Below are 26,478 nucleotides of genomic sequence, written 5' to 3'. Positions count from 1 at the left end.
TCAGGCGCCCATGGCGTCGACGAGGCTCTTGGGGCGCATGTCGGTCCAGTTCGCCTCGACGTGGTCCAGGCAGTCCTGGCGGGACGCCTCGCCGAACACCACGCGCCAGCCGTCGGGCACGGGGATGAAGTGCGGCCAGAGGGAGTGCTGGTTCTCGTCGTTGACCAGCACGAAGTAGGTGCCGTTCTCGTCCTCGAACGGGTTGGTGCTCATCGCGGGTCTCCTTCGGGTCGCGGCGTCGTCAGGGCGGCGTCGACCGCCGTGGCGACCTCGTCGAGGACGTCTCGACGAGTCATCTCTTCGTGGGGTGCGGGCACGTCGTGCACGCGGATGGCGCCGGTGACGTGCGGCGCCCACCGGTCCGGGTCGCGTTCCGGGTGGTCGGCGGCGTCGGTGGCGCGGAAGAACAGCAGGTCGCCGTCGAAGCGGCGCGGGGTGTGGGCGGACAAGGCGCGGCCGTTGGCCAGGTAGGTGGTCAGGACGGCGCGGGCGAGGTCGTCGGTGGTCTGCTCGTAGCCGCCGAGTTCGGTGCGCACCACGGCGACGGCCCGGGCGTGGCCCTCGGGGGTGGCGAGGTCTTCGGGGCTCAGGCCGGTGCCGGCGAACGCGTCGGCGAAGACCTCTTCGGTGCTCAGCGGTGTGGCGTCGGCGCGGGGGTAGGAGTCGAGGACGGCGAGCAGGTCGACGGTCTCGCCGGCTTCCTGGAGGCGGACCGCGACCTCGTGCGCGAGGTGGCCGCCCATGGACCAGCCCAGCAGGCGGTACGGGCCGTGCGGCGCGACGGTGCGGATGTGGTCCACGAAGCGGGCCGCTTGGTCGCCGAGGGACGGAGGATCGCCGAGGGGGCGGTGGTCGCTCGGTTCGAGGGAACGAGACCGGCTGCCGAGCGAGCGGTCGTCGGGCGGGTTCTGGCGGGCCGTTGCCGGGAAGTCCGCCTGGAGGCCGTAGAGCGGCACGTCCGGGTCGAGCGCGCCGAGCAGCCCGGTGTAGCACCAGCTCAGGCCGGAGGCCGGGTGCAGGCAGAACAGCGGCGGCGCGGTGCCGCCCGGCCGCAGCGGCAGGACCGGGCCCAGGGCGTCCACACCGGTCGCGGCCGGGTCGCCGTCGAGGCGGCGGGCGAGCTCAGCCGGGCTGGGCGCCTCGAACAGCGTACGCACGGTCACGTCGGCGTCGAACCGCGACCGCACCCGGTCGGCCAGCGTCACGGCCAGCAGCGAGTGGCCGCCCGCCGCGAAGAACCCGCGATCCGGGTCGAAGGCGTCCACCCGCAGCACCTCGGCGAACATGCGGCACAGCAGGTCCTCGGTGAGGTTGCGCGGCGCACGGCCGGCGGTCGCGACCGCCGTGGGCACGGGCAGGGCGCGGCGGTCCAGCTTGCCGTTGGCGTTGAGCGGCAACGACTCCAGCGCGGTGAACGTGCCGGGCACCAGGTGCGCGGGCAGCTCGGCGGCCACGTGGTCGCGCACCGCCTCCGGGTCCGGCGAAGCGCCGGGCTCGGGCACGAAGTACGCCGCCAGCCGCTGGTCACCGGGCACGTCCTCGCGCACCGCGACGGCCGCGTGCGCCACCGCGGCGCACCGCGCCACGGCGGCCTCCACCTCGCCCAGCTCCACCCGGACGCCCCGGATCTTCACCTGGTCGTCGACACGGCCCAGGTACACGAGCGCGCCGTCGTCGTCCCACCGCGCCAGGTCGCCGGTGCGGTACAGGCGCGAGCCGGGCGGGCCGAACGGGTCGGCGACGAACCGCGTCGCGGTCACGCCGGGGCGGCCGAGGTAGCCGCGGGCCAGCTGCACGCCCGCCAGGTACAGCTCGCCCGGCGCGCCGGGCGGCACGGGTGCGAGCCGGGCGTCCAGCACGTACGCGCGGGTGTTCCACACCGGCCTGCCGATGGGCACGCGCGGGTCGTCCGCGTCGCACTGCCACGACGTGACGTCGACCGATGCCTCGGTGGGGCCGTACAGGTTGTGCAGTTCGGCGGAGTACGCCGCCAGGAACCGGTCCCGGGTCGCGGGCAGGAGCGCTTCGCCGCTGCACACCACCCGGCGCAGGGTCGGGCAGGGCGCGGGCTCCACCAGGAACGAGTCCAACATGGACGGCACGAAGTGGACGGTCGTCACCCCGTGGTCGTTGATCGCCCGCGCGAGGTACGCGGGATCGCGGTGGCCGTCCGGCTTGGCGACCACGATCGCCGCACCGGTGATCAACGGCCAGAAGAACTCCCACACCGACACGTCGAACGTGTACGGCGTCTTGAGCAGCACCCGGTCGTCCGGGGTGAGGCCGTAGCGGTCCTGCATCCACCGCAGGCGGTTCACGATGCCCCGGTGCGGCACGCCGACGCCCTTGGGCGTGCCCGTGGAGCCGGAGGTGTGGATGACGTACGCCAGGTCGTCCGGCCGCGCCCGGCTCACCGCCACGTCCGGCACGTCCGCGCCGCGCACCTCCACCACCGGCAGGCCGTCGAACGCCGCCGGGTCGTCGGTCACCACGCACACCGGCCGGGCCTCGGCCAGCAGCACGGCGCGCCGCCGGGACGGCAGGTCGGTGTCCAGCGGCAGGTAGGCCGCACCGGACTTCAGCACGGCCAGCAGCGCCACGACCAGGTCGGCCGAGCGCGGCAGCGACACGGCCACCAGCGCGTCCGGCCCGGCGCCCGCGGCGACGAGGCGGCGGGCCAGGCGGTCGGCGGACGCGTGCAGCCCGGCGTAGTCCAGCACCCGGTCGTGGTCGATGACGGCCGTGGCGTGCGGCGAGGACGCCCCTTGCCGGTCCAGCAGGTCGGTGAGCGTGACGTCCTCGACGGGCGACGCGGTGGCGTTCCACTCGTGCAGCACGCGGTCGCGGTCGGCGTCGTCCAGCGGCGTGAACGCGCTCAGCGGCCGGTCCGGGTGCTCGACCAGGTCGGCCAGGACGCGCAGCAGCCAGTCCAGCAGGCGGCGGGCGACGGCCGCGTCCACCAGGTCGGGCCGGTGGTCCAGCCGGAACGCCAGGTCCTCCCCCGGCACGCCGATCAGCGTCACGGGGTAGTGCGTGGCGTCGCGGGCCTCCACGTCGATCAGGAACGCGCCGCCGGCCAGCTCGGTGTTGTCCTCGTCGCCGGCCGGGTAGTTCTCGAACACCAAAGTCGTGTCGAACAGCGGCCCGCGCCCCACCCGGCCCTGGAGGTCGGCGAGGTTGACGTGCTGGTGCTCCAGCAGGCCGGTCTGCTGCGACTGGAGCGCGTCGAGCAGGTCCGCGGCGGTGTCGTCGGGCGACCAGCTCACCCGCACCGGCAAGGTGTTGATGAACAGGCCGATCATGCGCTCCACGCCCGGCAGCTCGGGCGGGCGGCCGGACACCGTGCCGCCGAACACCACGTCGGTGCGACCGGTGTGCACGCCGAGCGTGAGGCCCCACGCGGCCTGCACGACGGTGTTGACCGTCCAGCCGCGCTCACGGGCCAGCTCGCCGAGCCGCCCGGTCAGCTCCACGCCCAGCTTCGCCTTCAGCCGCGCGGGCGGCGCCTGCTCCCCCGGCCGTCCCGCCCCGCCGACCAGCGTCGGCTCGGAGACGCCGTGCAGCACCTCGTCCCACGCCTTGCGGGACACCTCGTGGTCGCGGGCGTCGAGCCACGCCAGGTAGTCGCGGTAGGGCGCGACGGGCGCCATGCCCTTCTCGTCGCCGTGCCGGTCGTACAGCTCGAACAGCTCGTCCAGCAGCACGGGCATCGACCAGCCGTCGACCGCGATGTGGTGCAGGGTGAGGGCGAGCCGGAAGTCCTTGAACGGCATCCGGAACAGCACGCACCGCAGCGGCACGTCCTCGTGCAGCGCGAAGCGGCGCAGCCGTTCGGCGTCGTAGCGCTCCTCGAACCGCGCTTCCGCCTCGGCGACGGACAGCTTCGAGCAGTCCACCACCTCCCACGGCACGTCGACGTGGTCGAGCACGACCTGCACGGGCTGGTCGAGCCCTTCGTGCACGAACACCGACCGCAGCCCGGCGTGCCGCCGCACCAACGCCCGCACGGCGTCGTGCAGCGCGTCCACGCCGAGTTCGCCGTAGAGGTCGACGGCCACCTGGACGGTGTAGAAGTCGAGGCCGTCGGTGTCGTGCAGGGCGTGGAACAGCAGGCCCTGCTGCAGCGGGGCCAGCGGGAGGATGTCCTCGATGCGCGGTGCGGCGCTCATGCTCGGCCCGCCTTCCTCATCATGGCCTCCAAGTGGTCGATGTTCTTCTGCGACAGGGGGACCAGCGCCACGTCGGAGGGCGTGAGGCCGCCGGCGCGCGGGTCGCGGGCGTGGGCGGCGAGCGCGGCCAGGGCGTCGCGCCACAGCCCGCCGAGCGCGACCACGTCCGGTTCGTCGAGCAGGGCGGCGGGCCACGACAGGGCGGCGACGAGACGCGGCCCGCCCGCGCCGTCCTCGGTGAAGGCGTTGACCTCCAGCACGTGGGCGAACGGCAGCCCGTCGTCGCCCACCGCGCCACCCGCGTCGGACGACGGCGTCCAGTCGCGGCCGGTCGCGCCGACGCTCGTGCGGCCCAGGTAGTTGAACCCGATCTGCGGCGCCGGGCAGGCGGCGAGCTTGCCCGCGGTGTCCGGGTTGAGGTGGCGCAGCAGGCCGTAGCCGAGGCCGTGGTCGGGCACCGCGCGCAGCCCTTCCTTGACCTGCTTGAGCGCCGCGCCCACGGGCTCGCCGGCGGCGAGCACGTCGTCCCACCGCAGCGGCGGCACGTCCACCCGCACCGGGTAGAGGTTGGTGAACCAGCCGACCGTGCGGGAGAGGTCCAACCCCGGTGCCACGGCGTCCTCGTGCCTGCCGTGGCCCTCGCGGTCCACCAGCAGTGCGTCGGGCAGCCGTTCGCCGCGCCGGGCCAGCCACTCGCGCACGGCCAGGCCGAAGCCGGTGAGCAGCACGTCGTCGACGCTCACGCGGAACGCGGCGGGCGCGGTCGTCAGCAAGGCCGTGGTGACGTCCGGGTCGACCTCGACCACCGCGGTCCGCGCCGTGGCGAGGGTGTCGCGGCGCGGGTCGAGCGGGCGTGCGGCGAGGGCGGGTTGGGCGGTGTCGGCGGTGGCGAGCCAGTGCGGCAGCTGCTCCGCCCACCGCGGTTGCGTCGCCGCCTCGGCGAGGCGGGTGGCCCAGCGCCGCCACGACGTCCGCACCGGCGGCAGCTCGGGCGGGACGCCCAGGCGGGCGGCGGTCGCGGCGGAGGCGAGGTCGGGCAGCAGGACCCGCCACGACACGCCGTCCACGACCAGGTGGTGGGCCAGGACGAGCAGCCGGCCGGGCGCGTCGGGCCCGGCGTCGAACCAGACCAGACGCAGCATCACCGCGTCGTCGGGTCGCAGGGCGCGGCGGGCGGTCTCGGTGTGCTCGGCGACCACCGCCGCCAGGTCGCCCTCGGCGAGTCCGGCGACGTCGACGCGGGCGACGTGCTCCTCGGCCCGCACCGCGCCGTGCGGCAGGACTTCCAGCGCCCAGCCGTCGTCGTCGCGGTGCAGCCGGGTGCGCAGCGCGTCGTGGTGGTCGAGCACGACGGCCAGGGCGTCCACCAGGTGCCCGGTGGTGGTCCCGGCGGGTGTGGCGACCACGTGCGACTGGTTGAACCCGTCGATCGGGCCGCCGCCGGCGCGCAGCCACTCCACGATCGGCAGCAGCGGCACCTCGCCCACGCCGTCGCGGTCGGCCACGTCGTCCTGCTCGGTCAGCGGCACGGCGACGTCGGCGAGGCGTCGGACGGTCTTCAGCTCGAACACGTCGCGCGGGGTGAACACCCAGCCGGCCGTGCGGGCGCGGCTGACCAGCTGGATCGACATGATGCTGTCGCCGCCCAGGTCGAAGAACCCGTCGTCCACGCCGACCCGCTCCACCCCGAGCACGTCGGCGAAGACCATGGCCAGGGCCTCTTCCACGGCCGTCCGGGGCACAGTGACCGGCGCGGCTTCCCGGTGCGGGGCGGGCAGCGCGCGGCGGTCGACCTTGCCGTTGACGGTCAGCGGCAGCTCGGGCAGCACCACGAACGCCGACGGCACCGAGTAGTCCGGCAGGGCGGCGACGGCCGCGGCACGCGCTCGCGCCACGTCCACGTCGTCGCCGACGAGGTAGGCGACGAGCCGGCGTTCACCGGGCCGGTCCTCGCGGAGCACGACCGCCGCGCCCGTGACGCCCGCCCGGCCGGTCAGCGCGGCCTCGACCTCGCCCGGCTCGATCCGGAAGCCGCGCAGCTTCACCTGGCCGTCGGTGCGGCCGACGAACTCCAGCCTGCCGTCGCGGGACCAGCGGGCCAGGTCGCCCGTGCGGTACATGCGGTCGCCGGGCGCGCCGTGCGGGTCGGGCAGGAACCGCTCGGCGGTGAGCCCCGGTCGGGCCAGGTAGCCGCGGGCCAGCTTGCCGCCGGCCACGTACAGCTCGCCCGTCACGCCCGGCGGCACGGGCTGGAGGCGGCCGTCCAGCACGCGCAGCGCGGTCCCGGCCATCGGGGCGCCGATGGGCAGCGGGCTCGCGGCCACGTCGCCGGGCAGCACGGCGTGGCGCGAGGCGAACGTGGTGGTCTCGGTGGGGCCGTAGCCGTTGACCAGCACCAGGTCCGGGCACGCCCGGCGCACGGTGGCCACGGCGTGCTCGGACACCACGTCACCGCCGGTCCACACCTCGCGCAGGCCCGCCAACGTCTCCGGCGCCTCCTCCGCGACCACCCGGAACAGGCCCGAGGTGAGCCACAGCGCGGTCACGCCGTGCCGGCGGATCGCGGCGGCCAGACCGGCGATGTCGACGTCGTCCGGCGAGTCCACGACGGCGGCGCCGCCGTTGAGCAGCGGCACCCACATCTCGTACGTGCTCGCGTCGAACGCGTAGGAGGAGTGGACGAGGACGCGGTGGTGCGCGCCCGTGGTGAAGATCGAGTCGGTGGCCAGCTCCACCACGTTGGCGTGGGTGACGGCCGCGCCCTTCGGCACGCCCGTGGAACCGGACGTGTGGATGACGTACGCCAACTGGTCCGGGTGCGGTGTCGGCAGCCCGGTGTCGGGTGCGGGCGGCAGCCCGGCCGTGAAGTCCACGACGTGCGCCGGTGCGGCCAGGCCCGCGGGCAGGTCGGCGCGGTCGGTGAGCAGGACCGCCGCGGCGGTGTCGGCGAGGATCAGGTTGTGCCGCTCGACGGGGTTGCCGTCGTGCAGCGGCACGTACGCGCCGCCCGCGTAGAGCGTGGCGAGGGTGGCGACGGTCCGCTCGGCGGTGCGGCGGGCGAGCACGGCCACCCGCGTCTCGGCGCGCACCCCGATCCCGACCAGGTGGTGGGCGAGCGCGCGGGCGCGGGCGTCCACCTCGGCGTAGGTGAGCTCGCGGTCGCCGTCGACCAGGGCCACCGCGTCCGGGGCCTTCGCGAGCTGGGCGCGAAAGCGGCCGACGACCGTGTTGCGGGCCCGGTGGGAGGGGTTGCGGCCCCACACGTCCAGCACGATGCCGCGTTCACCCTCGCCCAGGACCGGCAGTGCGCTCACCGGGGTGGCGGCGTCGGCGGCGACGGTCCTCAGCACGCGCGTCAGGCGTGCGCCGAGGGCTTCGGCGGTGGGGCGGTCGAACAGGTCGGCGGCGAACTGGATGGTGCCCTCCAGGCCCGCCGGCGCGCCGTCGCGGTGGGTCTCGCCCAGGTCGAACGACAGGTCGAACTTCGCCGGGCCCTCGCCGAGGTCGACCAGGTCCAGGCTCAGGCCGGGCAGCTCCAGGTCCGGCTCGGGCGCGTTCTGGAGCACGAGCATCACCTGGAACAGCGGGTGCCGCGCGACGGACCGCTCGGGGTTGAGCGCGTCCACGAGCCGGTCGAACGGCAGGTCCTGGTGCGCGAACGCGGCCAGGTCGGTCTGCCGGACCCGGCCGAGCAGCTCCTCGAACGCGGGGTCGCCGGACGTGTCGGTCCGCAGCACGAGCGTGTTGACGAAGAAGCCGACCAGGTCTTCCAGCGCGGCGTCCGTGCGGCCCGCGACGGCCGTGCCGAGGACCACGTCCTCACCGGCGCCCAGCCGGGTCAGCAGCGCCGAGATCGCCGCCTGGAGCACCATGAACAGGCTCGTGCCGGTTCGGCGGGCCAGGGTCAGCAGGTCGGCGTGCAGGTCGGCGTCCACGTGCCACCGGACGAGTCCGCCGCGGTGGGAGGCGACGGCGGGCCGCCTCCGGTCGGTCGGCAGCTCCAGCGCGTCGGGGATGCCGTCGAGCTGCCGCCGCCAGAACTCCAGCTGCGCCGTGCCCGTCGAGTCCGGGTCGCCGTCCGCGCCCAGCACGTCGGCCTGCCACAGCGCGTAGTCCGCGTACTGGACCGGCAGTTCCGGCAGGTCGGGGGCGCGTCCGGCGAGGCGGGCGCGGTAGGCGTGGCCGAGGTCGCGGGTCAGCGGCGTGAACGACCAGCCGTCGCCCGCGATGTGGTGCAGCACCAGCAGCAGCACGTGCTCGGAGGGCGACAGCTCGAACAGCCACGCCTTGAGCGGCAGTTCGCGGGCCAGGTCGAACGTGCACGCCGCCGCCTCGTCCAGGCGTTCGCGCAGCACGCTCGCGTCGGTGGTGCGCACGCTGAACGCCCGGGTCAGCGCCTCGTCGGCCTCGGCGGCGGGCACCACGAGCTGGCGCGGCGTGCCGTCGGAGTCGGGGAAGACGGTGCGCAGCGACTCGTGGCGGGCCAGCACGTCGCCGAGCGCGGCGCGCAGCGCGGTCACGTCCAGGTCGCCGGAGAGCCGCAGCGCGATCGGGATGTTGTACATCCCGTTGGCGTCCTCCAACCGGTCGAGGAACCACAGGCGGCGCTGGGCGAACGACAGCGGCACCACGTCGGGCCGCTCGGCGCGGGTGACGCCCTCGCGGGCGGCGCCGGCGGCGGTGGCGCGGGCGGCCAGCAGCGCGGGCGTCGGGGCTTCGAACACCGCGCGCAGCGGCAGTTCCACGCCCATCGCCGCACGCACCTGGCTCACCAGGCGCGTGGCGAGCAGCGAGTGGCCGCCGAGGTCGAAGAACCCGTCGTCCACGCCGACCCGGTCCAGGCCGAGCACGTCCGCGAACACCGCGCACAGCACCTCTTCGGCGGGTGTGCGCGGCGCGGCGTCGCCGATCGCGGCGGCGTCCGGCGCGGGCAGGGCCCGGCGGTCGAGCTTGCCGTTGGCGTTCAAGGGGAACGCGTCGAGCACGACGAGCGCGGCGGGCACCATGTAGGCGGGCAGGGTCGCGCGCACGGTGTCGAGCACGGCGGCCGGGTCGAGGGCGCGGGCGGGCACGACGTACCCGACGAGCCGCTTGTCCCCCGGCCGGTCCTCGCGGACCACGACGGCGGCGCGGTCCACGTCGGCGTGCCGGGCGAGCGCGGACTCGACCTCGCCGAGCTCGATCCGGAAGCCGCGCAGCTTCACCTGGTCGTCGGAGCGGCCGAGGTACTCCAACTGGCCGGCCGCGCCCCAGCGCACGAGGTCGCCGGTGCGGTAGAGCCGCCCGCCGCGGCCGAACGGGTCGGCCACGAACCGCTCCGCGGTGAGCGCGGCGCGCCCGACGTAGCCCCGGGCCAGGCTCTCGCCCGCCAGGTACAGCTCACCGGGGGTGCCGGGCGGCACGGGCCGCATGGCCGCGTCCAGCACGTAGGCGCGGGTGTTCCACAGTGGACGGCCGGTGGGCGCGGGGCCGTCGAGCGGGTCGGGCGCCGTGGAACCCCACTGGAGGGTGTAGACGGTGGCCTCGGTGGGTCCGTAGATGTTGTCGATCCGGGCGGCCGGGAGGGCGGCGCGCACGTCGTTGTAGACGCTCGCGGGCAGGCCTTCGCCGGCCAGCACGACGGCCCGCGCGTCCAGCTCCACCCCGGCCGCGAGGACCTGGGCGAACACCGAGGGCACGCCGCTGACGAGGCCGCCCGTCCAGCCGCCGCGCTCCACGAGGGTGGTCAGGTTCTCGACCACCTCGACCCGACCGCCCACCGTGAGCGGGGTGAACAGCTCGAAGACGGACACGTCGAAGTTCAACGAGGTGGACAGCAGCACCGAGGACAGCTCGTCGGCGGTGAAGTGGTCGGCGGCCCAGCCGACGAGGTTCGCCATGCCGTGCCGCGTCACGGCCACGCCCTTGGGACGGCCGGTGGAGCCGGAGGTGTGGATGACGTAGGCGAGCGACCCGCCGTGCACGGCCGGGGTCGGTGGCGCGACGGGCCGGGTGAGGCGTTCGGCGACGGCCGGGTCGTCGAGCAGGACGAGCCGGTCGGCGGCGGCGGCGGTGAGGCGGGGAGCCGTGGTGCGGTCGGCCACCACGCACACCGGTCGGGTGTCGTCCAGCACGAACGCCACCCGCTCGGCCGGGTGGCCGGGGTCCAGCGGCACGTACGCGCCGCCCGCCTTGAGCACCGCGAGCAGCGAGACCACCGCGTCGGACGTGCGGGGCAACGAGACCGCGACCACGGTCTCCGGCCGCACGCCGCGGGCCACGAGCAGGGCGGCGAGCCGGTCGGCGCGGGCGTCCAGCTCGGCGTACGTGAGCACGCGGTCGGGGCCGACGACGGCGATCGCGTCCGGCGTGCGGCCCGCCTGCCGGGCGACGAGCCGCTCCACGAACACCTCGGGCACCGGCCGCGCGGTGTCGTTCCACGTGTGCAGCACGCGTTCGCGTTCGGCGGGGTCCAGGACGTCCACCTCGCCGAGCCGGATCGCCGGGTCGGCGACGACGGTCTCCAGCAGCCGCACGAGCCGCCGCACGAGCACCCGGGCGGTCGACGCGTCGAACAGGTCGAGGGCGTGTTCGAGGTCGCCTTCCACACCGGCCGGCCGCCCCGCGTGGTCGTGGGTCTCGCGCAGGTCGAGCAGCAGGTCGAACTTCGCCGCGCCGCCGGGCACGTCTTCGAGGTCGATGGCGAGGTCCGGCAGGTCCAGGTCGGCCTCGGGGGTGTTCTGCAGCACGAGCATCACCTGGAACAGCGGGTGGCGCGCCAGCGACCGGCGGGGGTTGAGCACCTCCACCAACCGCTCGAACGGCACGTCCTGGTGCGCCAACGCGGCCAGGTCGGTCTGCCGCACCCGTTCCAGCAGTTCCTTGAACGTCGGGTCGCCGGAGGTGTCGGTGCGCAGCACCAGCGTGTTGACGAAGAACCCGACCAGGTCGTCCAACGCCTCGTCGGAACGCCCGGCCACCGCCGTGCCCAACGGGATGTCGGTGCCCGCGCCCAACCGCGTCAACAACGCCGCCACGGCCGCCTGGAGCACCATGAACACCGTCGTGCGGGTCTGCCGCGCCAGCGCCACGAGCCTGGTGTGCGTGTCGGCGTCCAGCCGCAACGGCACCCGCCCGCCCCGGTAGGACGCCACCGCCGGGCGCGGCCGGTCCGCCGGCAGCTCCAGCACCTCGGGCAGCCCGGCCAGCTGGGCGCGCCAGAACTCGACCTGCGCGGCGAGCGCGCTGCCCTCCTCCTCGTCGGACCCGAGCACGCGCCGCTGCCACAGCGTGTAGTCCGCGTACTGCAACGGCAGCGGCGGCAGGTCCGGCGCCGTGCCGGCCAGCCGCGCGCGGTAGGCCGTGCCGAGGTCGCGCAGCAGGGGCGTCAACGACCAGCCGTCGCCCGCGATGTGGTGCACCAGGAACAGCACCACGTGCTCGTCGGGCGCGAGCTCGAACAGCCACACCCGGCACGGCGGCTCGGCGGCCAGGTCGAACCGGTGGCCCAGGGCGTCGGCGATGGCGGCGGGCAGGTCGTCCTCGTCCACCTCGACGTGCGCCACCGGCAGGTCGGGCGCGTCGAGCACGTGCTGGCGCGGTTCGCCGTCGACCTCGGGGAACGTGGTGCGCAACGACTCGTGCCGGGCCACGACGTCGCGGAACGCCGCCGTGAGCGCGTCCCGGTCCAGCCGCCCGGTCAGGCGCAGCGGCAGCGGCACGTTGTACATGCCCGCCGCCTCCTCCAGCCGGTCGAGGAACCACAGGCGCCGCTGGGCGTACGACAGGGGCAGCACGTCCGGGCGGGGCAGCACCTCCACGTCGTGGCGGGTGCCGCGGGCGCGTTCGGCCAGCGCCGCCAGCGCGGCGGGCGTGGGCGCTTCGAACACCGAGCGGATGGACAGCTCGACGTCCAGCACCGACCGGACCCGGCTGACCAGGCGGGTGGCGAGCAGGGAGTGGCCGCCGAGGTCGAAGAAGCTGTCCTCCACGCCGACCGACGGCAGGTTGAGGACCGTGGCGAACACGCCGACCAGCACTTCCTCGGTGAAGTTGCGCGGGGCGCGGCCGGTCGCGGCGGTGCCGCCGACCACGTCCGGCGCGGGCAGGCCGCGGCGGTCCAGCTTGCCGTTGGTGGTCAGCGGCAGCGCGTCGAGCCGGACGAACGCCGACGGCACCATGTAGTCCGGCACGGCGGCGGTGACGTGCGCGTGCAGCGCGACCGGGTCGAAGTCGTGGCCCTCGGCGGGCACGACGTAGGCGACGAGCCGCTGGTCGCCGGGCTGGTCCTCGCGCACGACCACGCCGACCGGCCCGGTCGAGGGGTGCCGGGACAGCACGGACTCGATCTCGCCCAGCTCGACGCGGTAGCCGCGGATCTTCACCTGGTCGTCGGCGCGGCCGGCGAACAGCAGGTCGCCGTGCTCGCCCCACCGGGCCAGGTCGCCGGTGCGGTACATGCGGGTTCCGCCAGAAGAATTGGATGCAGCGCCGTACGGGTTGGCGACGAACCGGCCGGAGGTGAGACCGGGCCGGGCCACGTAGCCGCGGGCCAGGTTCTCGCCCGCGATGTAGAGCTCGCCGACGACGCCGGGCGGCACCGGGCGCAACGCGTCGTCCAGCACGTACGCCTGCGTGTTCCACAGTGGACGGCCGAGCGACAGCACCTCGGCCGGGATCTCGTCGCCCGGCTCGACCACGAGCGACGTGCAGCCGACCGTGGTCTCGGTGGGGCCGTACTCGTTGACCACGCGGGCGCCGGGGTGGCGCTTGCGCCACACGTCGAGCTGCGCGCCGGGCAGCGGCTCGCCGCCCAGGACGAGTTCGGCGGTCGGCGAGTAGGCGTCCGGCAGCACGTCGAGCACGGACAGGTGGCTGGGCGTGCCCTTGAGGTACGCGAAACCGGCCGCGGTGGGGCTCGCCGGGTCGATGCCCCCGTCGGCCAGGTCGCCCAGGTGCACCGCGCCGCCGGAGATCAGCGGCGCGTACAGGCCGGTGACGGTGAGGTCGAACGTGACGGGCGAGTGCAGGAACGCGCCGGACCGCACGGACGGGTAGGCGTCGACCGACCACTGGAGGTAGTTCACCGCGGCGCGGTGCTCGACCAACGTCCCCTTGGGACGCCCGGTGGAGCCGGAGGTGTAGATGACGTACGCGGCGTGCTCCAGCCGCAGCGGCGCGCGTCGGTCGGCGTCGGTCAGCGGTTCGGCGGAGCGGGTGGCGTGGTCCAGCTCGTCGAGGACCGACGTCGGCACGTCGAGCGCGGCGAGGCGGGGCGCGAGGGTCGCGTCGGTGACCAGCCGCACGGGCCGGGTCTCGCCGAGCATGTCGGCGAGCCGTTCGGCGGGCTGGTCGGGGTCGAGCGGCAGGTAGCCCGCGCCGGTCTTGAGCACCGCGAGCAGCGTCGTGACCAGGCGCGTGCCGCGCGGGAGCGCCACCGCCACCAGGGTTTCCGGCCCGGCGCCCTGCTCGACCAGCAGGCGGGCGAGGCGGTTGGCGTCGGCGTGCAGCTCGGCGTAGGTGCGCTGCTCGGTCCCGTGCACCACGGCGGTCTTGTCCGGGGTCTCGGCGGCCTGCCGGTCGAGCAGCGCGGTCAGGTGCAGCGGCTCCACGGGGTGGTCGGTGTCGTTCCAGTCGACCAGGATGCGGTCCCGCTCGTCCGCGTCGAGCAGGTCGACGGCGTTCACCGCCCGGTCGGGGTCGGCGGCGATGGCGCGCAGCACCAGCCGCAGCCACTCGCCCATCCGCGCCACGGTCGCCCGGCCGAGCACGTCGGGCCGGTAGTCCAGGCGGAACGCCAGCCGCTCGCCGGGCAGGCCGACGAGGCTGATCGGGTAGTGCGTGGCGTCGCGGGCCTGGAAGTCGGTGATCCGCACGCCGCCGCCCAGCACGGGCGCGGTGTCGACGTCGACCGGGTAGTTCTCGAACACCATCGTGGTGTCGAACAGCTCGCCGTGGCCGGTGCGGCGCTGCACGTCGGCCAGGCCCACGTGCTGGTGCGCGATCAGCCCGGCCTGCCGGTCCTGCACGGCCGTCAGCAGGTCGCCCAGCGACTGGCCGGCGGTCCACGACACCCGCACCGGCAGCGTGTTGATGAACAGGCCGAGCATCGTCTCCACGCCCGGCAGCTCGGCGGGCCGGCCGGACACCGTGCCGCCGAACACGACGTCGCGGCGGCCGAGGTAGCGGCCGAGCACCACGCCCCACGCGCCCTGGGCGAGGGTGTTCATCGTCCAGCCGCGGGCGCGGGAGGTGCGGGTGAGGGCGTCGGTCAGCTCGTCGTCCAGCTCGACCAGCACGCCGTCGGGCACCACGGAGGCGTTGTCCGCGGCCGACCCGACGAGCGTCGGCCCGTCGAGGCCCGCCAGCACCTCGTCGTAGGCGGACAGCGCGCCGTCCACGTCCTGGCGCTTGAGCCAGCCCAGGTAGTCGCGGTAGGGGGTGACGCGGGGCATCGCGGAGTCGTCGCCCGCGTGCTCGTAGAGGGTGAACAGCTCGTCCAGGAACACTGGGGTGGACCAGCCGTCCATCAGGATGTGGTGCATGGTCAGCAGCAGCCGGTGCACCCGGCCGGGCAGCACGACCAGCACGAACCGCAGCAGCGGCGCGCGGGCCATGTCGAAGCGGCGGGCGCGTTCCTCGTCGACCAGGTCGGTGTAGTCCGCCTCCGGGTCGGCGGCGGCGGTCAGGTCGACCTCGCGCCACGGCGCGCGCACCTCGCGGCGCACCACCTGCACGGGCCGGTCCAGGCCCTTGTGCCGGAACCCGACGCGCAGGTTCGCGTGCCGGCGCAGCAACGCGTCGGCGGCGGCGCGGAGCGCGGGCACGTCCACCGGGCCGGTCAGCTCGGTGGCCATCTGCACGGTGTAGACGTCCAGGCCGTCGCGGTCGTACAGGGCGTGGAAGAGGAACCCCTCCTGCAACGACGACAGCGGCAGGACGTCCTCGACTGCGGACTTCTTGCTCATCGGTCCAAGTCCTCGCTCTCGTCGTCTTCGTCGTCTTCCAGCAGGTCCAGCTCGTCCTGGCTGAGCGGGACCAGGTCGACGTCGGACGGGGTGAGCCCGCCCGCCGCCGTGCCCCGGACGTGCTCGACCAGCCCGCGCAGCGCCTCCCGCCACGCCGTGCCGAGGTCGGCGGCCTCGGTGTCGGCGAGCAGGTCGGCGGGCCAGGCGAGGGTGGCGGCCAGGCGTGGGCCGTCCGGTGTGTCCTCGGTGACGGCCGTGACCTCGATCGCGTGCACGAACGGCAAGTCGTCGTGGCCGACGGGCGCGGTGAAACCGGGCGCGGGCAGCCACAGCCGGTCGCCGCCGGGCGCGGCGGTGTCGACGCGGCCCAGGTAGTTGAACGCGATCTGCGGCGCGCCCAGGCCCGCGAGCTTGCCCGCCGTGTCGTCGTTGAGGTGGCGCAGCAGGCCGTAGCCGACGCCCTTCTCCGGCAGCTCGCGCAGCTGTTCCTTGACCCGCTTCAGCGCGGTGCCCGCGGCGGGTCCGCCGGCGAGCAGCTCGGGCCAGCCGACCCGACCGGGGTCCAGCCGCACCGGGTGCACGCTGGTGAACCAGCCGACCGTGCGGGACAGCTCCACGTCCGGCACGACGTCCTCGCGGCCGTGGCCCTCGACCTGGAGCAGCACGGAGGTCTCCGCGCCGCGGCCGCGCCGTTCCCGCCACCGGCCGACGGCCAGCGCGAGCGCGGTGAGCAGCACGTCGTCCACGCCCGCGTGGAACGCGGCGGGCACCTCCGTGAGCAGCGGCGCGGTGTCCGCCACGGTGAGGACGACTTCGCTGGTGCGCGCGGTGCCGACGGTGTCGCGCGCCGGGTCGAGGGGGCGTGCGCCGAGCAGCGGGTCCGGGCCGTCGAGGACGGCGGTCCAGTACAGGAGCTGGTCGGCGCGGGACGGGTCGTGCGCGGCGTCGTGCAGCAGGTGCGACCAGCGCCGCCACGACGTCCACACGGGTTCGAGCACGGGGTCGCGGCCGGCGGCGAGGGCGTGCCACGCCTGGGCGAGGTCGGGCAGCAGGATGCGCCACGACACGCCGTCCACCGCGAGGTGGTGCACGACCAGCAGCAGGTCGCCGGGGTGCGCCGGGCCCGCGTCGAACCACACCGCCTGCACGAGCACGCCCCGTGCCGGGTCGAGGCGCCGCCACGCGGTGTCGGCCTCGGCGCGGACGGCCGCGGCACGCGCGGTGTCGTCCAGCCCGGTCACGTCCACGCGGCGGGTGAGGTCGGCGGCGCGGACCGTGCCGCGGTCGGCGATCTCGTAGACCCACTCGCCCTCCGCGTCGCGGTCGAGGCGGGCGCGCAGGGCGTCGTGGTGGTCCAGCAGCGCGTCGAGCGCGCCCAGCAGCCGGTCCCGGCCCAGTTCCGCCGGCACGGCGACGAGCTGGGCCTGGTTGAAGCCGTCGAGCGTGCCGCCGCTGTCGAGGAACCAGCGCACGACCGGCGTGAGCACGGCCGGGCCGCTGCCGGTCGGGTCGGCCACGAGGCGGGCGTCGGCGGGCTCGACGGCCACCCGGGCGAGTTCGGCCGCGGTCTTGCGCTCGAACACGTCGCGCGGGGTGAACACCAGGCCCGCCCGGCGGGCGCGGCTGACGAGCTGGATGGAGCCGATGCTGTCGCCGCCGAGGTCGAAGAAGCTGTCGTCCACGCCGACGTCGGGCAGGCCGAGCACGTCGGCGAACACCGCGCACAGCACCTCTTCACGTGCGGTGCGCGTGCCCTCCGGTCGGGGTGTCGGATCGGGGGCGGCGGGCGCGGGCAGCTCGGCGTGGTCGAGCTTGCCGTTGCGGCTCAACGGGAGTTCGTCCAGCACCACCACCGCGGACGGCACCATGTAGTCGGGCAGTTCGGCGCGCAGGGCGGACCTCAGGGCCGCCGGGTCCAGCCGCGTGCCCGGTGTCGCGGTGACGTAGGCGACGAGCCGGGGCGTGCCGCCGTGGTCCGGGCGCAGCAGGACGGCGCACGTGTCGACGCCGTCGTGGCGGCGCAGCGCGGCTTCCACCTCGCCGGGTTCGACCCGGAAGCCGCGCACCTTCACCTGGCCGTCGACGCGGCCGAGGAACTCCACGTGCCCGTCGGGCAGGCGGCGGGCGAGGTCGCCGGTGCGGTACATGCGCGTGCCGGCGCCGGTGAAGGGGTCCGCGACGAACCGGTGGGCGGTGAGGGCGGGTCGGTCGAGGTAGCCGCGGGCGACGTTCGGGCCGGACAGGTACAGCTCGCCGGGCACGCCCACGGGCACGGGCCGCAGCCAGGCGTCGAGGACGTGCGCCCGGGTGTTGAGCACCGGCGTGCCGATGACGGGGGCGGGGTGGTCGGCCAGGTCGGCGATCATCGAGTCCACTGTGGACTCGGTGGGGCCGTAGAGGTTGAGCGCCACCAGTCCGGGCGTGGCGCGCAGGGTCTGCCAGAGGTGGGAGGGCACCGCCTCGCCGCCGAGCAGCACGACGGAGGGGTGTCGCTCTTCGCCGTCCAGCAGGCCGTGGGCGATGAGGTGGTCTGCATAGGACGGTGTGGTCTCGATGACGTCGATGCGCTCGTGGCGGAGGTGGGCCACGAGGGCGTCCGGGTCGCGGCGGGCGTCGTCGCCGATGACGTGCAGCTCGTGGCCGGCGAGCATCCAGAGCACTGGGTCCCATGACGCGTCGAACGCCACGGGCGCCGTCAACGCCGCCCGCAACCGATCACGGCCGAGGCGGTTCGCGATGGGGGCGAAGACGTGCTCTTGGTGGTGGCGCAGGAGGTTCGCGAGCGACCCGTGCTCGACCACAACCCCCTTGGGCCGACCGGTCGACCCGGAGGTGTAGATGACGTACGCGGCATCACGCGCCGTCAACGGCCGGGTCCGGTCGGCATCGGTGGGCGCCTTGTCGGTGCGGTCCGTGTCGCCGGACGCGATGTCGATACGGACCGCGTCGCCAAGAATCGCATCCCTGCGAATCCCATCGCCACCAACCAGATCAGCGCGCACGGCATCCATGCGAACCGCATCGGCGCGGACCGACTCGACACCAGCCACGTCGGCGCGGACCGACTCGGCGCGGGCCGCGGCGGTGTGGGCCGCGGCGGTGGAAATTGCAGGTTTGCGGATTGAACCGACATCAGGCGCGTCGGCGCGGGCCGATGCAGTGATGACCGCCTCGGTGCGGGCCCTGTCGTGGTGGGAAATGGCGGTGGGAATTGCAGGGTTGCGGTTTGAACCGGGGTGGGGCGTATCGGTGTGCGGGGATGCGGTGCCGACTGTGGTGGTGGGTGGGGTGTCCAGGATGATCCTGGCCGGTTCGGGCGGCAGGGTGGCGGCCGTCACCGTGTCCGTGATGATCAGGACCGGGCGGGCGTCGGAGAGGGTGGTGCGCCGCCGTTCCTCCGGGTGGTCCGGGTCGAGCGGCAGGTACACGGCGCCCGCCTTCAGCACGGCCAGCAGCGCAACGACCGTGTCGACCGAGCGCGGCAGCACCACGGCCACCAAGTCGCCGACCGCCGTCCCCCGGCGGAGCAGGGTGTGTGCGAGCCGGTTGGCCCGGCGTTCCACCTCGGCCGCCGTCAGCCGAACCTCACCGGCCACCAACGCCTGCCGATCACCGTGCACCGCGGCGAACCGCTCGAACGCGGCGAGCACCGTCTGATCAGGCACCGAACCGACCGGTCCGGCGGCACCCCGGGCCAGGTGGTCCGCCTCCCCGGGCGCGAGCAGGTCCAGCTCACCGACCCGCCGCGACGGCTCGGCCGTGGCCTGGTCCAGGACGCGGGCGAACCAGCCCGCCACCCGGATCGCCGTGTCCTCGTCGAACAGGTCCCGGCTGTACTCCAGCTCCCCGCTCAACCCCGCGGGCTCACCGTCGGACTGCCGCTCGGCCAACGTGAACGACAGGTCGAACTTGGCGGGCCCGGCCGGCAGGTCCACCACCTCCGGCGTGACGCCCGGCAGGTCCAGGTCCGGGTCGGCGTTGTTCTGCAGCACGAGCAACACCTGGAACAACGGGTGCCGAGCCAGCGACCGCCGCGGCGCCAGCTCCTCGACCAACCGGTCGAACGGCACGTCCTGGTTGGCGAACGCGGCCAGGTCGACGTCGCGCACCCGCTCGACCAGCTCGGCGAACGACGGCTCACCCGACGTGTCCACCCGCAGCACGAGCGTGTTCACGAAGAACCCGACCAGGTCGTCCAACGCCTCGTCACGCCGACCGGCCACGGGCGTGCCGACCGGGATGTCGACGCCCGCACCCAACCGGGTCAGCAACGCGGCCAGCGCGGCGTGCAGCACCATGAACGGGCTGGCGCCGTGCGCAGCTGCCAATCGCGCCACACGGGCGTGCACGCCCGCATCCAGCCGCAACGGCACGGAGCCGCCCTCGTGCTCCGGCCGACCGGCACGGGGCCGGTCCGCCGGCAGGTCCACCGTGTCGGGCAGGTCGGCCAGCCGGGCGCGCCAGTGGTCGAGCTGGGCGCGCAACGGGCTGTGCTCGTCGTCGTCGGAACCGAGCACGTCGTGCTGCCACAACGTGTAGTCCGCGTACTGCACGGGCAACGGCGTGAACTCCGGCGCGACGCCGGCGTGCCGGGCGCGGTAGGCGACGCCGAGGTCGCGCAGCAGCGGCGCGAGGGACCAGCCGTCGGCGGCCACGTGGTGCAGCAGCAGGAGCAGCACGTGGTGGTCGGCGGCGAGCCGGTACAGCCGGACGGCCACGGGCAGGTCGTCGGCCAGGGCGAACTTGTGCCGCACGGCGTCGGCCAGCTCGCCGGTCAACGCCTCCTCGGTGGTCTCGACCCGCCTGGTCGCGGCGCTGAGCAGCGCGACAGCCGCCGCCGGGTCCAGCACCGCCTGCCGCGGCGCGCCGTCGACCTCGGGGAACACGGTCCGCAGCACCTCGTGGCGCACGACGACGTCGGCCACCGCCGCGAGCAGCGCCGAGTCGTCCAACGCCCCGGTCAGCCGCACGGCCAGCGGCACGGTGTACATGCCGCCCGCCTCGTCCAGCCGGTCGAGGAACCACAGGCGCTGCTGGGCGGCGGACAACGGCACCACGTCGGGCCGGGGCCGGGGCGTCACGCGGGCACGGGCGGGCGCGGCGTCGTGCAGGGCGCGGGCCAGCCCGGCGGGCGTCGGGTGCTCGAACACCGCGCGGATCGGCGCCTCCACGCCCAGCACCGCACGGACCCGGCTGATCAACCGCATGGCGAGCAGCGAGTGGCCGCCGAGGTCGAAGAACCCGTCGTCCACGCCGACCGACTCCACCCCGAGCACGTCGGCGAACAGCCCGCACAGCGCCTTCTCCACGCCGTGCGCCGCGCGGGACGGCGACGGGGCGGCGGTGGCGGGCGCGGGCAGGGCGTGCCGGTCGACCTTGCCGTTGGCGTTGAGCGGCAACGAGTCCAGCTCCACCACCACCGACGGCACCATGTACGCGGGCAGCGCGTCGCCGACGTGGGCGCGCAACGCCGCCTGGTCCACGACCACGCCCTCGCCGGGCACGACGTACGCGACGAGCCGACGTTCACCGCGGTGGTCGGCACGCACGGCGACGACCGCGTGCGCCACGTCCGGGTGCCGCGCCAGCACGGCCTCGACCTCGCCGGGCTCGATGCGGAAGCCCCGCAGCTTCACCTGGTCGTCGGCCCGCCCGTGGAACGCCAGCCGTCCGTCGGGCAGCCGCCGCACCAGGTCGCCGGTGCGGTACATGCGCTCGCCGGGCGGCCCGTACGGGTCGGGCACGAACCGCTCGGCGGTGAGCCCGGCCCGGCCCAGGTAGCCGCGCGCGAGCCCGGTGCCCGCCACGTACAGTTCGCCCACCGCGCCGGGCGGGGTGAGCCCGAGGTCGGGGTCGAGGACGTGCACGCGCGTGTTGTCCATCGGCAGACCGATGGGCATGGCCTCCGGGTCGGGTTCGCCGGGCCGCAGGGCGAAGCGGGTGGCGAACGTCGTGGTCTCGGTGGGGCCGTAGCCGTCGACGACGGTCAGGTCCGGGCAGTGCGCGCGGACGCGGGCCACCGCGGCGGCGGGCACGACGTCACCGCCGGTCCACACCTCCCGCACGCCCGCCAGGCACGTCGGCGCCTCCTCCGCGACCAGCCGGAACAGCCCGGCGGTCAGCCACAGCGCGGTGACGCGGTGGTCGGCGACGACCCGGCCGAGCGTGACGATGTCCAGCACGCCCGGCGGCGCGACGACGACCGTGCCGCCGGACAGCAGCGGGGCCCACAGCTCGTAGGTGGCGGCGTCGAAGGCGTGCGACGAGTGCAGCAGCACGCGGGCGTGCGCGGGCGTGGTGAACAGCCGGTCGGTGGCCAGTTCCACGACGTTCGCGTGCGTGACGGCGACGCCCTTGGGCACACCCGTGGAGCCGGACGTGTGCATCACGTACGCGAGCTGGTCGGGGTGCGCACGCCGGTTCAGCGGTCCCGCGGCGGGCGGCTGCTCGTCGGTGCGCACGACGTGCACGGGCGCGGTCAGCCCCTCGGGCAGCGCCGGCCGGTCGGTGACCAGGACGGGCGCGTCGAGGTCCGCGAGCACGAAGTCCAGGCGCTCCACCGGGTACGACTCGTGCAGCGGCACGTAGTAGCCGCCCGCCTTGAGCACCGCGAGGATCACGACCACCAGCGCGGGCGACCGGTCCATCAGCAGCGCGACCGGCGTTTCGGCGGCGACGCCCGCGGCGGCGAGCCGGTGCGCCCACCGGTCGGCCTCCGCGTCGAGCTGCCGGTAGGTCAAGGAGCCCTCGTCGGACACCACGGCGGGCGCGTCGGGCGTGGCGGCGGCCCGCGCCTCGAACCGGGCGACCAGGGACGTGCCGTCGACGGGCCGCGCGGTGTCGTTCCAGGTGACGAGTTCGGCGTGCCGTTCGTCGGCGGTGAGCAGGTCGAGGCGTCCCAGCGGGGTGGCGGGGTCGGCGGCGACGGCCGCGAGGAGCGTGCCCAGCCGGGTCACCAGGTGCCGCGCGGTGGCCTCGTCGAACAGGTCGAGCGCGTACTCCAGGGCGCCGGCGACACCGGTGACCGCGCCGCTGTCGTCACGCGTCTCGTACAGGTCGAACCACAGGTCGAACTTGGCCACGGCCGTGCGCAGGTCGGCCACGGCGACGTCCAGGCCCGGCAGCTCGACGTCCGGGTCGGGGGTGTTCTGGAGGACCAGCATCACCTGGAACAGCGGGTGCCGCGCCAACGACCGGCGCGGGTTCAGCTCCTCCACCAGCCGCTCGAACGGCACGTCCTGGTGCGCCAACGCGGCCAGGTCGGTCTGCCGCACCCGTTCCAGCAACTCGCGGAAAGTCGGGTCGCCGGACGTGTCCGTGCGCAGCACCAGCGTGTTGACGAAGAACCCGACCAGGTCGTCCAGCACCTCGTCGGAACGCCCCGCCACCGCCGTCCCCAGCGGGACGTCGGTCCCCGCGCCCAACCTCGTCAACAACGCCGCCACGGCCGCGTGCAGCACCATGAACACGCTCGTGCGCGTCTCCCGCGCGATGTCGGCCAGCCGACCGTACAGCTCGCCGTCCACGGTCAGCGGCACGCGGGCGCCCCGGTGCGACGGCACGTCCGGGCGCGGACGGTCGGCGGGCAGCTCCAGCACGTCGGGCAGGCCGGCGAGCCGGTCGCGCCAGAACCGGACCTGGCGGCTGAGCGCGCCGTCCGGGTCGTCCTCGTCGCCGAGCGCGTCCCGCTGCCACAGCGCGTAGTCCGCGTACTGCAACGGCAACGGCGTGAACTCCGGGGCGACGCCCGCGTGCCGGGCGCGGTAGGCCGTGCCGAGGTCGCGCAGCAGCGGTGCCAGCGACCAGCCGTCGGCGGCGATGTGGTGCACGACCAGCAGCAGCACGTGCTCGTCGGACCCGGGTCGATCGCCGCCGGTCTCGAACAGCCACAACCGCCACGGCAGGCCGTGCGCGAGGTCGAAGCGGTGGCCGGTGGCGGCGGTCATCTCCGCCGCCGGGTCGGCGACGGCCACCGCCTCCACGTGGTCGGGCAGCAGGCGCAGGGCGTCGGCCGCGTCGAGCACGTGCTGGACGGGCTCGCCGCCGACCTCGGGGTAACGGGTCCGCAGCGGCTCGTGGCGGGTGACGACGTCGCCGAGGGCGGCCAGCAACGCGGCCCGGTCGAGCGGTCCGGTCAGGCGCAGCGGCAGCGGCACGTTGTAGGTGCCGCCGGTCTCGTCCAAGCCGTGCAGGAACCACAGCCGGCGCTGGGCGGACGACAGCGGCACGAGGTCCGGGCGCGGCCGTGCGGCGGGACGGGAGCGGGCGACGGCGGCCCCGTCCACGACGAGCGCGAGCCCGGCCGGGGTCGGGTGGTCGAACACCGAGCGCAGGGACAGCTCCACGCCGAGCGCGGCCCGCACCTTGCTGATCAGCCGGGTGGCGAGCAGCGAGTGCCCGCCGAGGTCGAAGAACCCCTCGTCCACGCCGACCCGCTCGACGCCGAGCACGTCGGCGAACACGGCGACCAGCAGTTCTTCCAGCGGCGTGCGGGGCGCGCGGCCGGCGGCGCCCGCGTCGGGCGCGGGCAACGCGTGCCGGTCGAGCTTCCCGTTGGGCGTCAACGGCAACGCGTCCAGCCCGACGAACGCCGACGGCACCATGTACCCCGGCAACCGGGACTCCGCGGTCGCCCGAAGCGCCGTCACGTCCACGTCGGCGGGCGTCACGTACGCGACCAGCCGCTTGTCCCCGGGCCGGTCCTCGCGCACGACGACCGCGACCGCGTCGACGGCGTCGGTGAGCGCGGCCTCGACCTCGCCCAGCTCGATGCGGTGGCCCCGGACCTTCACCTGGTGGTCGCGGCGCTCCAGGAACACCAGCGACCCGTCGGCGCGGCGCACCACGTAGTCGCCGGTGCGGTACATGCGGCGGCCGAGGCGCGGCGTGAACGGGTCGGGCACGAACACCACGCCCGTGCGGCCCGGGTCGCCGAGGTAGCCCCGGCCGACGCCCTCGCCGCCGACGTAGAGCTCGCCGGGCGTGCCGACCGGCACCGGCCGCAGCCGGTCGTCCAGCACGTACAGGCGGGTGTTGCGCAGCGCGCTGCCGATCGGCACGCCGTCGGCCACGTCGGCGGGCGAGGTGATGAAGGCGTGCGTGACGTCGTCGGCGCACTCGGTGGGTCCGTAGGCGTTCATCAGCGGGATGCCGGGGAACGCGTCGAGCCAGCGGGCGCACAGGTCGGCGGGCAGCGCCTCGCCCGTGGCCACGAGCAGGCGCAGCGAGGCCAGCCCGGGCCGGCCGCCGTCGGCGTCCCACAGGTCCAGCGCGGCGCGCAGCAGCGACGGCACGACCTCCAGCACGGCCACGCGTTCGGCGTCGGTCCGGTCGAACAGGCCGCGCGGGTCGGCGGCGAGCTCCCGGGTGACGACCCGCGCCGTGCCGCCGGCCACGAGCGGCGCGAGCATCTGCCAGATGGAGATGTCGAACGTCAGCGGCGCGTTCTGCACCACGGTGTCCACTTCGGACAGCGCGCAGTCCTCGACCTTGGCCAGCAGGTGGTTCACCATGCCCCGGTGGGTGACCATGGCGCCCTTGGGCTTGCCGGTCGACCCTGACGTGAACAGCACGTACGCCAGGTCGTCCCCCGCGCCGACGGGCTCGGGCCAGTCGTCGGCGATCTCGTCGGTGACGAGCACCAGCTCGGCACCCAGGTCGCCGGCGAAGGAGGCGACGGCCGGCGAGGCGAGCACGAGCCGTGCGCCGCTGTCGGCGACGAGCGCGCGGCCGCGGGCGATCGGCGCGTCGGAGTCCACCGGCACGTAGGCCGCGCCCGCGCCGAGCACCGCCAGCACGGACACCACGAAGTCGCGGCCCGGGGCGGTGGGCAGCGCGACGACGTCACCGCGCCCGACCCCCGCGTCCCACAACCGGCGGGTCAGCGCCGCGGCGCGCCCGGCCAGTTCGGCGTAGGTGGTCGGCCCCTCGTCGTCCACCACGGCCACCGAGTCGGGGGTGCGGCGGGCGTGATCCCGAACCCGGCGCACCACGCCGTCCTCGTCGTCCAACGGGGCGTCGGTGCGGTTCCAGCCGTCCAGCGCCTGGTCGCGCTCGGCGGCGTCGAGCAGGTCGAACGACGCCAGCGGCGCGTCCGGGTCGGCCAGCAGCCGGTCGAGCAGCCGCAGCAGCCGGTCCAGGTGCCCGGCCACCTCGTCGGCGGTGTAGAGGAACTCGTTGCCGTCCAGGTCGATCCGCACGGGGTTGCCGTCGGACCGGTCGTAGGCGGTGATCTCGACGTCGTCGATCACGCCGTTGGACAGGTTGTGCGCGGTGACCGGGTGTCCGCCGAAGGTCACGTTGTAGTCGAACGGCATGATGTTGACCACGACGTTCGCCAGCTGGCCCGCGCCGCGCACCAGGCCGAGGTCGCGGAGCACGTCCTCCTGCCGGTACCGCTGGTGCTTGAGCGTGGTGCGGGCCTCGACGGTTGTGCGGCGCAGCACGTCGACGAACGTCACCGCCGGGTCGAGGTCCACGAACAGCGCGAGGATGTTGCTGACCATGCCGGGCGTGTCGCGCAGCAGCTTGCTCTTGCGCGCCATCACGGGGAAGCCGACGGGCGTGGTGCGGGCGCCCGTGACCAGGTGCAGGTAGACGGCGGTGGCGGCGGTCAGCGCCATCGGCCAGGTGGACGCGTTGGCCCGGGTGAGCTCCTTCATCCGGTCCATCAACGCCGGGTCGACGTGCGCGGTGGCGCGGGCGGGACGGGCGCTGGCGGGCGCGGTGCCCGAGGTGAGGCCGACCGGCGCGGGCCGGTCGGCGAGGCGGGTCCGCCAGTGCTCCTGGTCGCGGCGGTAGGCGTCCGAGGCCCGGTACGCCGCGTCGTCGTCCAGGTACTGCTGGAGGGTGGCGAACGCGCTGGGCGGCGGCTCCTCCCCCGCCACGAGCGCCGAGTAGACCGTGGCGAGGCGGTCGGTGAAGATGCGCCCGCTCACCCCGTCCGCGATCACGTGGTGGTTGCGCTGGTAGTACAGGTACCGCTCGTCCTCGACCTTGAACAGCGCGTCCACCGACAGCGGGCCCTTTTCCAGGTCCATGGGCCGGTAGAGGTCGTCGTCCATCCACGCCACCGCGTCGCCCACCGGGTCGGCGCGGTCGGTGTGGTCGAAGAAGTGCAGGTGCGGGTCGGGAGCGAGGAACTGCCACACGCCGTCGGCGTCCTCGGCGAACCGGACCTGGACGGTCTCGGCCTCCAGCACGGTGCGGCGCAGCGCCTCCTCGAACAGCGCCACGTCCACCGCGCCGTGGATCTCCAGGTACTCCGACATGACGAACACGTTGTCGGGGTTCAACCGCTGGCCGTACCAGATCCCCAGCTGCCCCGGGGAGAGCGGCCACCGCCGCCTGTCCTCGCTCATGTC

4 protein-coding genes are annotated in these 26,478 nt (G+C 74.9%); all 4 read right to left on the bottom strand.

Translation table 11 applies throughout. The features are described 5' to 3' along the window. From ACZ7GX_RS36100 to ACZ7GX_RS36085, 4 genes are read right to left on the bottom strand one after another with little or no spacing between them, the layout of a single operon-like run. Entirely contained in the window at positions 1–213 is a 213-nt protein-coding gene (locus ACZ7GX_RS36100) for an MbtH family protein (protein WP_498783558.1), read from the bottom strand. Continuing rightward, a complete protein-coding gene (locus ACZ7GX_RS36095; RefSeq protein WP_498783556.1) occupies positions 210–4,169 on the bottom strand; it encodes an amino acid adenylation domain-containing protein in 3,960 nt (1,319 codons plus the stop codon). Before ACZ7GX_RS36095 ends, ACZ7GX_RS36100 begins: the two co-directional genes overlap by 4 nt. Then, positions 4,166–15,115: a non-ribosomal peptide synthetase gene (locus ACZ7GX_RS36090; RefSeq protein WP_498783554.1), complete on the bottom strand. Its 10,950-nt coding sequence runs from the start codon at positions 15,113–15,115 to the stop codon at positions 4,166–4,168. Before ACZ7GX_RS36090 ends, ACZ7GX_RS36095 begins: the two co-directional genes overlap by 4 nt. Next, on the bottom strand, positions 15,112–26,475 hold the full coding sequence (locus ACZ7GX_RS36085; protein WP_498783553.1) for an amino acid adenylation domain-containing protein: 11,364 nt from the start codon (positions 26,473–26,475) through the stop codon (positions 15,112–15,114). The genes ACZ7GX_RS36090 and ACZ7GX_RS36085 overlap by 4 nt, the downstream gene beginning before the upstream one ends. Between the last annotated feature and the right edge of the window lie 3 nt (positions 26,476–26,478).

The sequence above is a fragment of the Actinosynnema sp. NPDC037264 genome (assembly GCF_055603705.1).
Note: the sequence above shows the minus strand (reverse complement) of the source record. Positions and strands in the feature narration are given on the sequence as shown.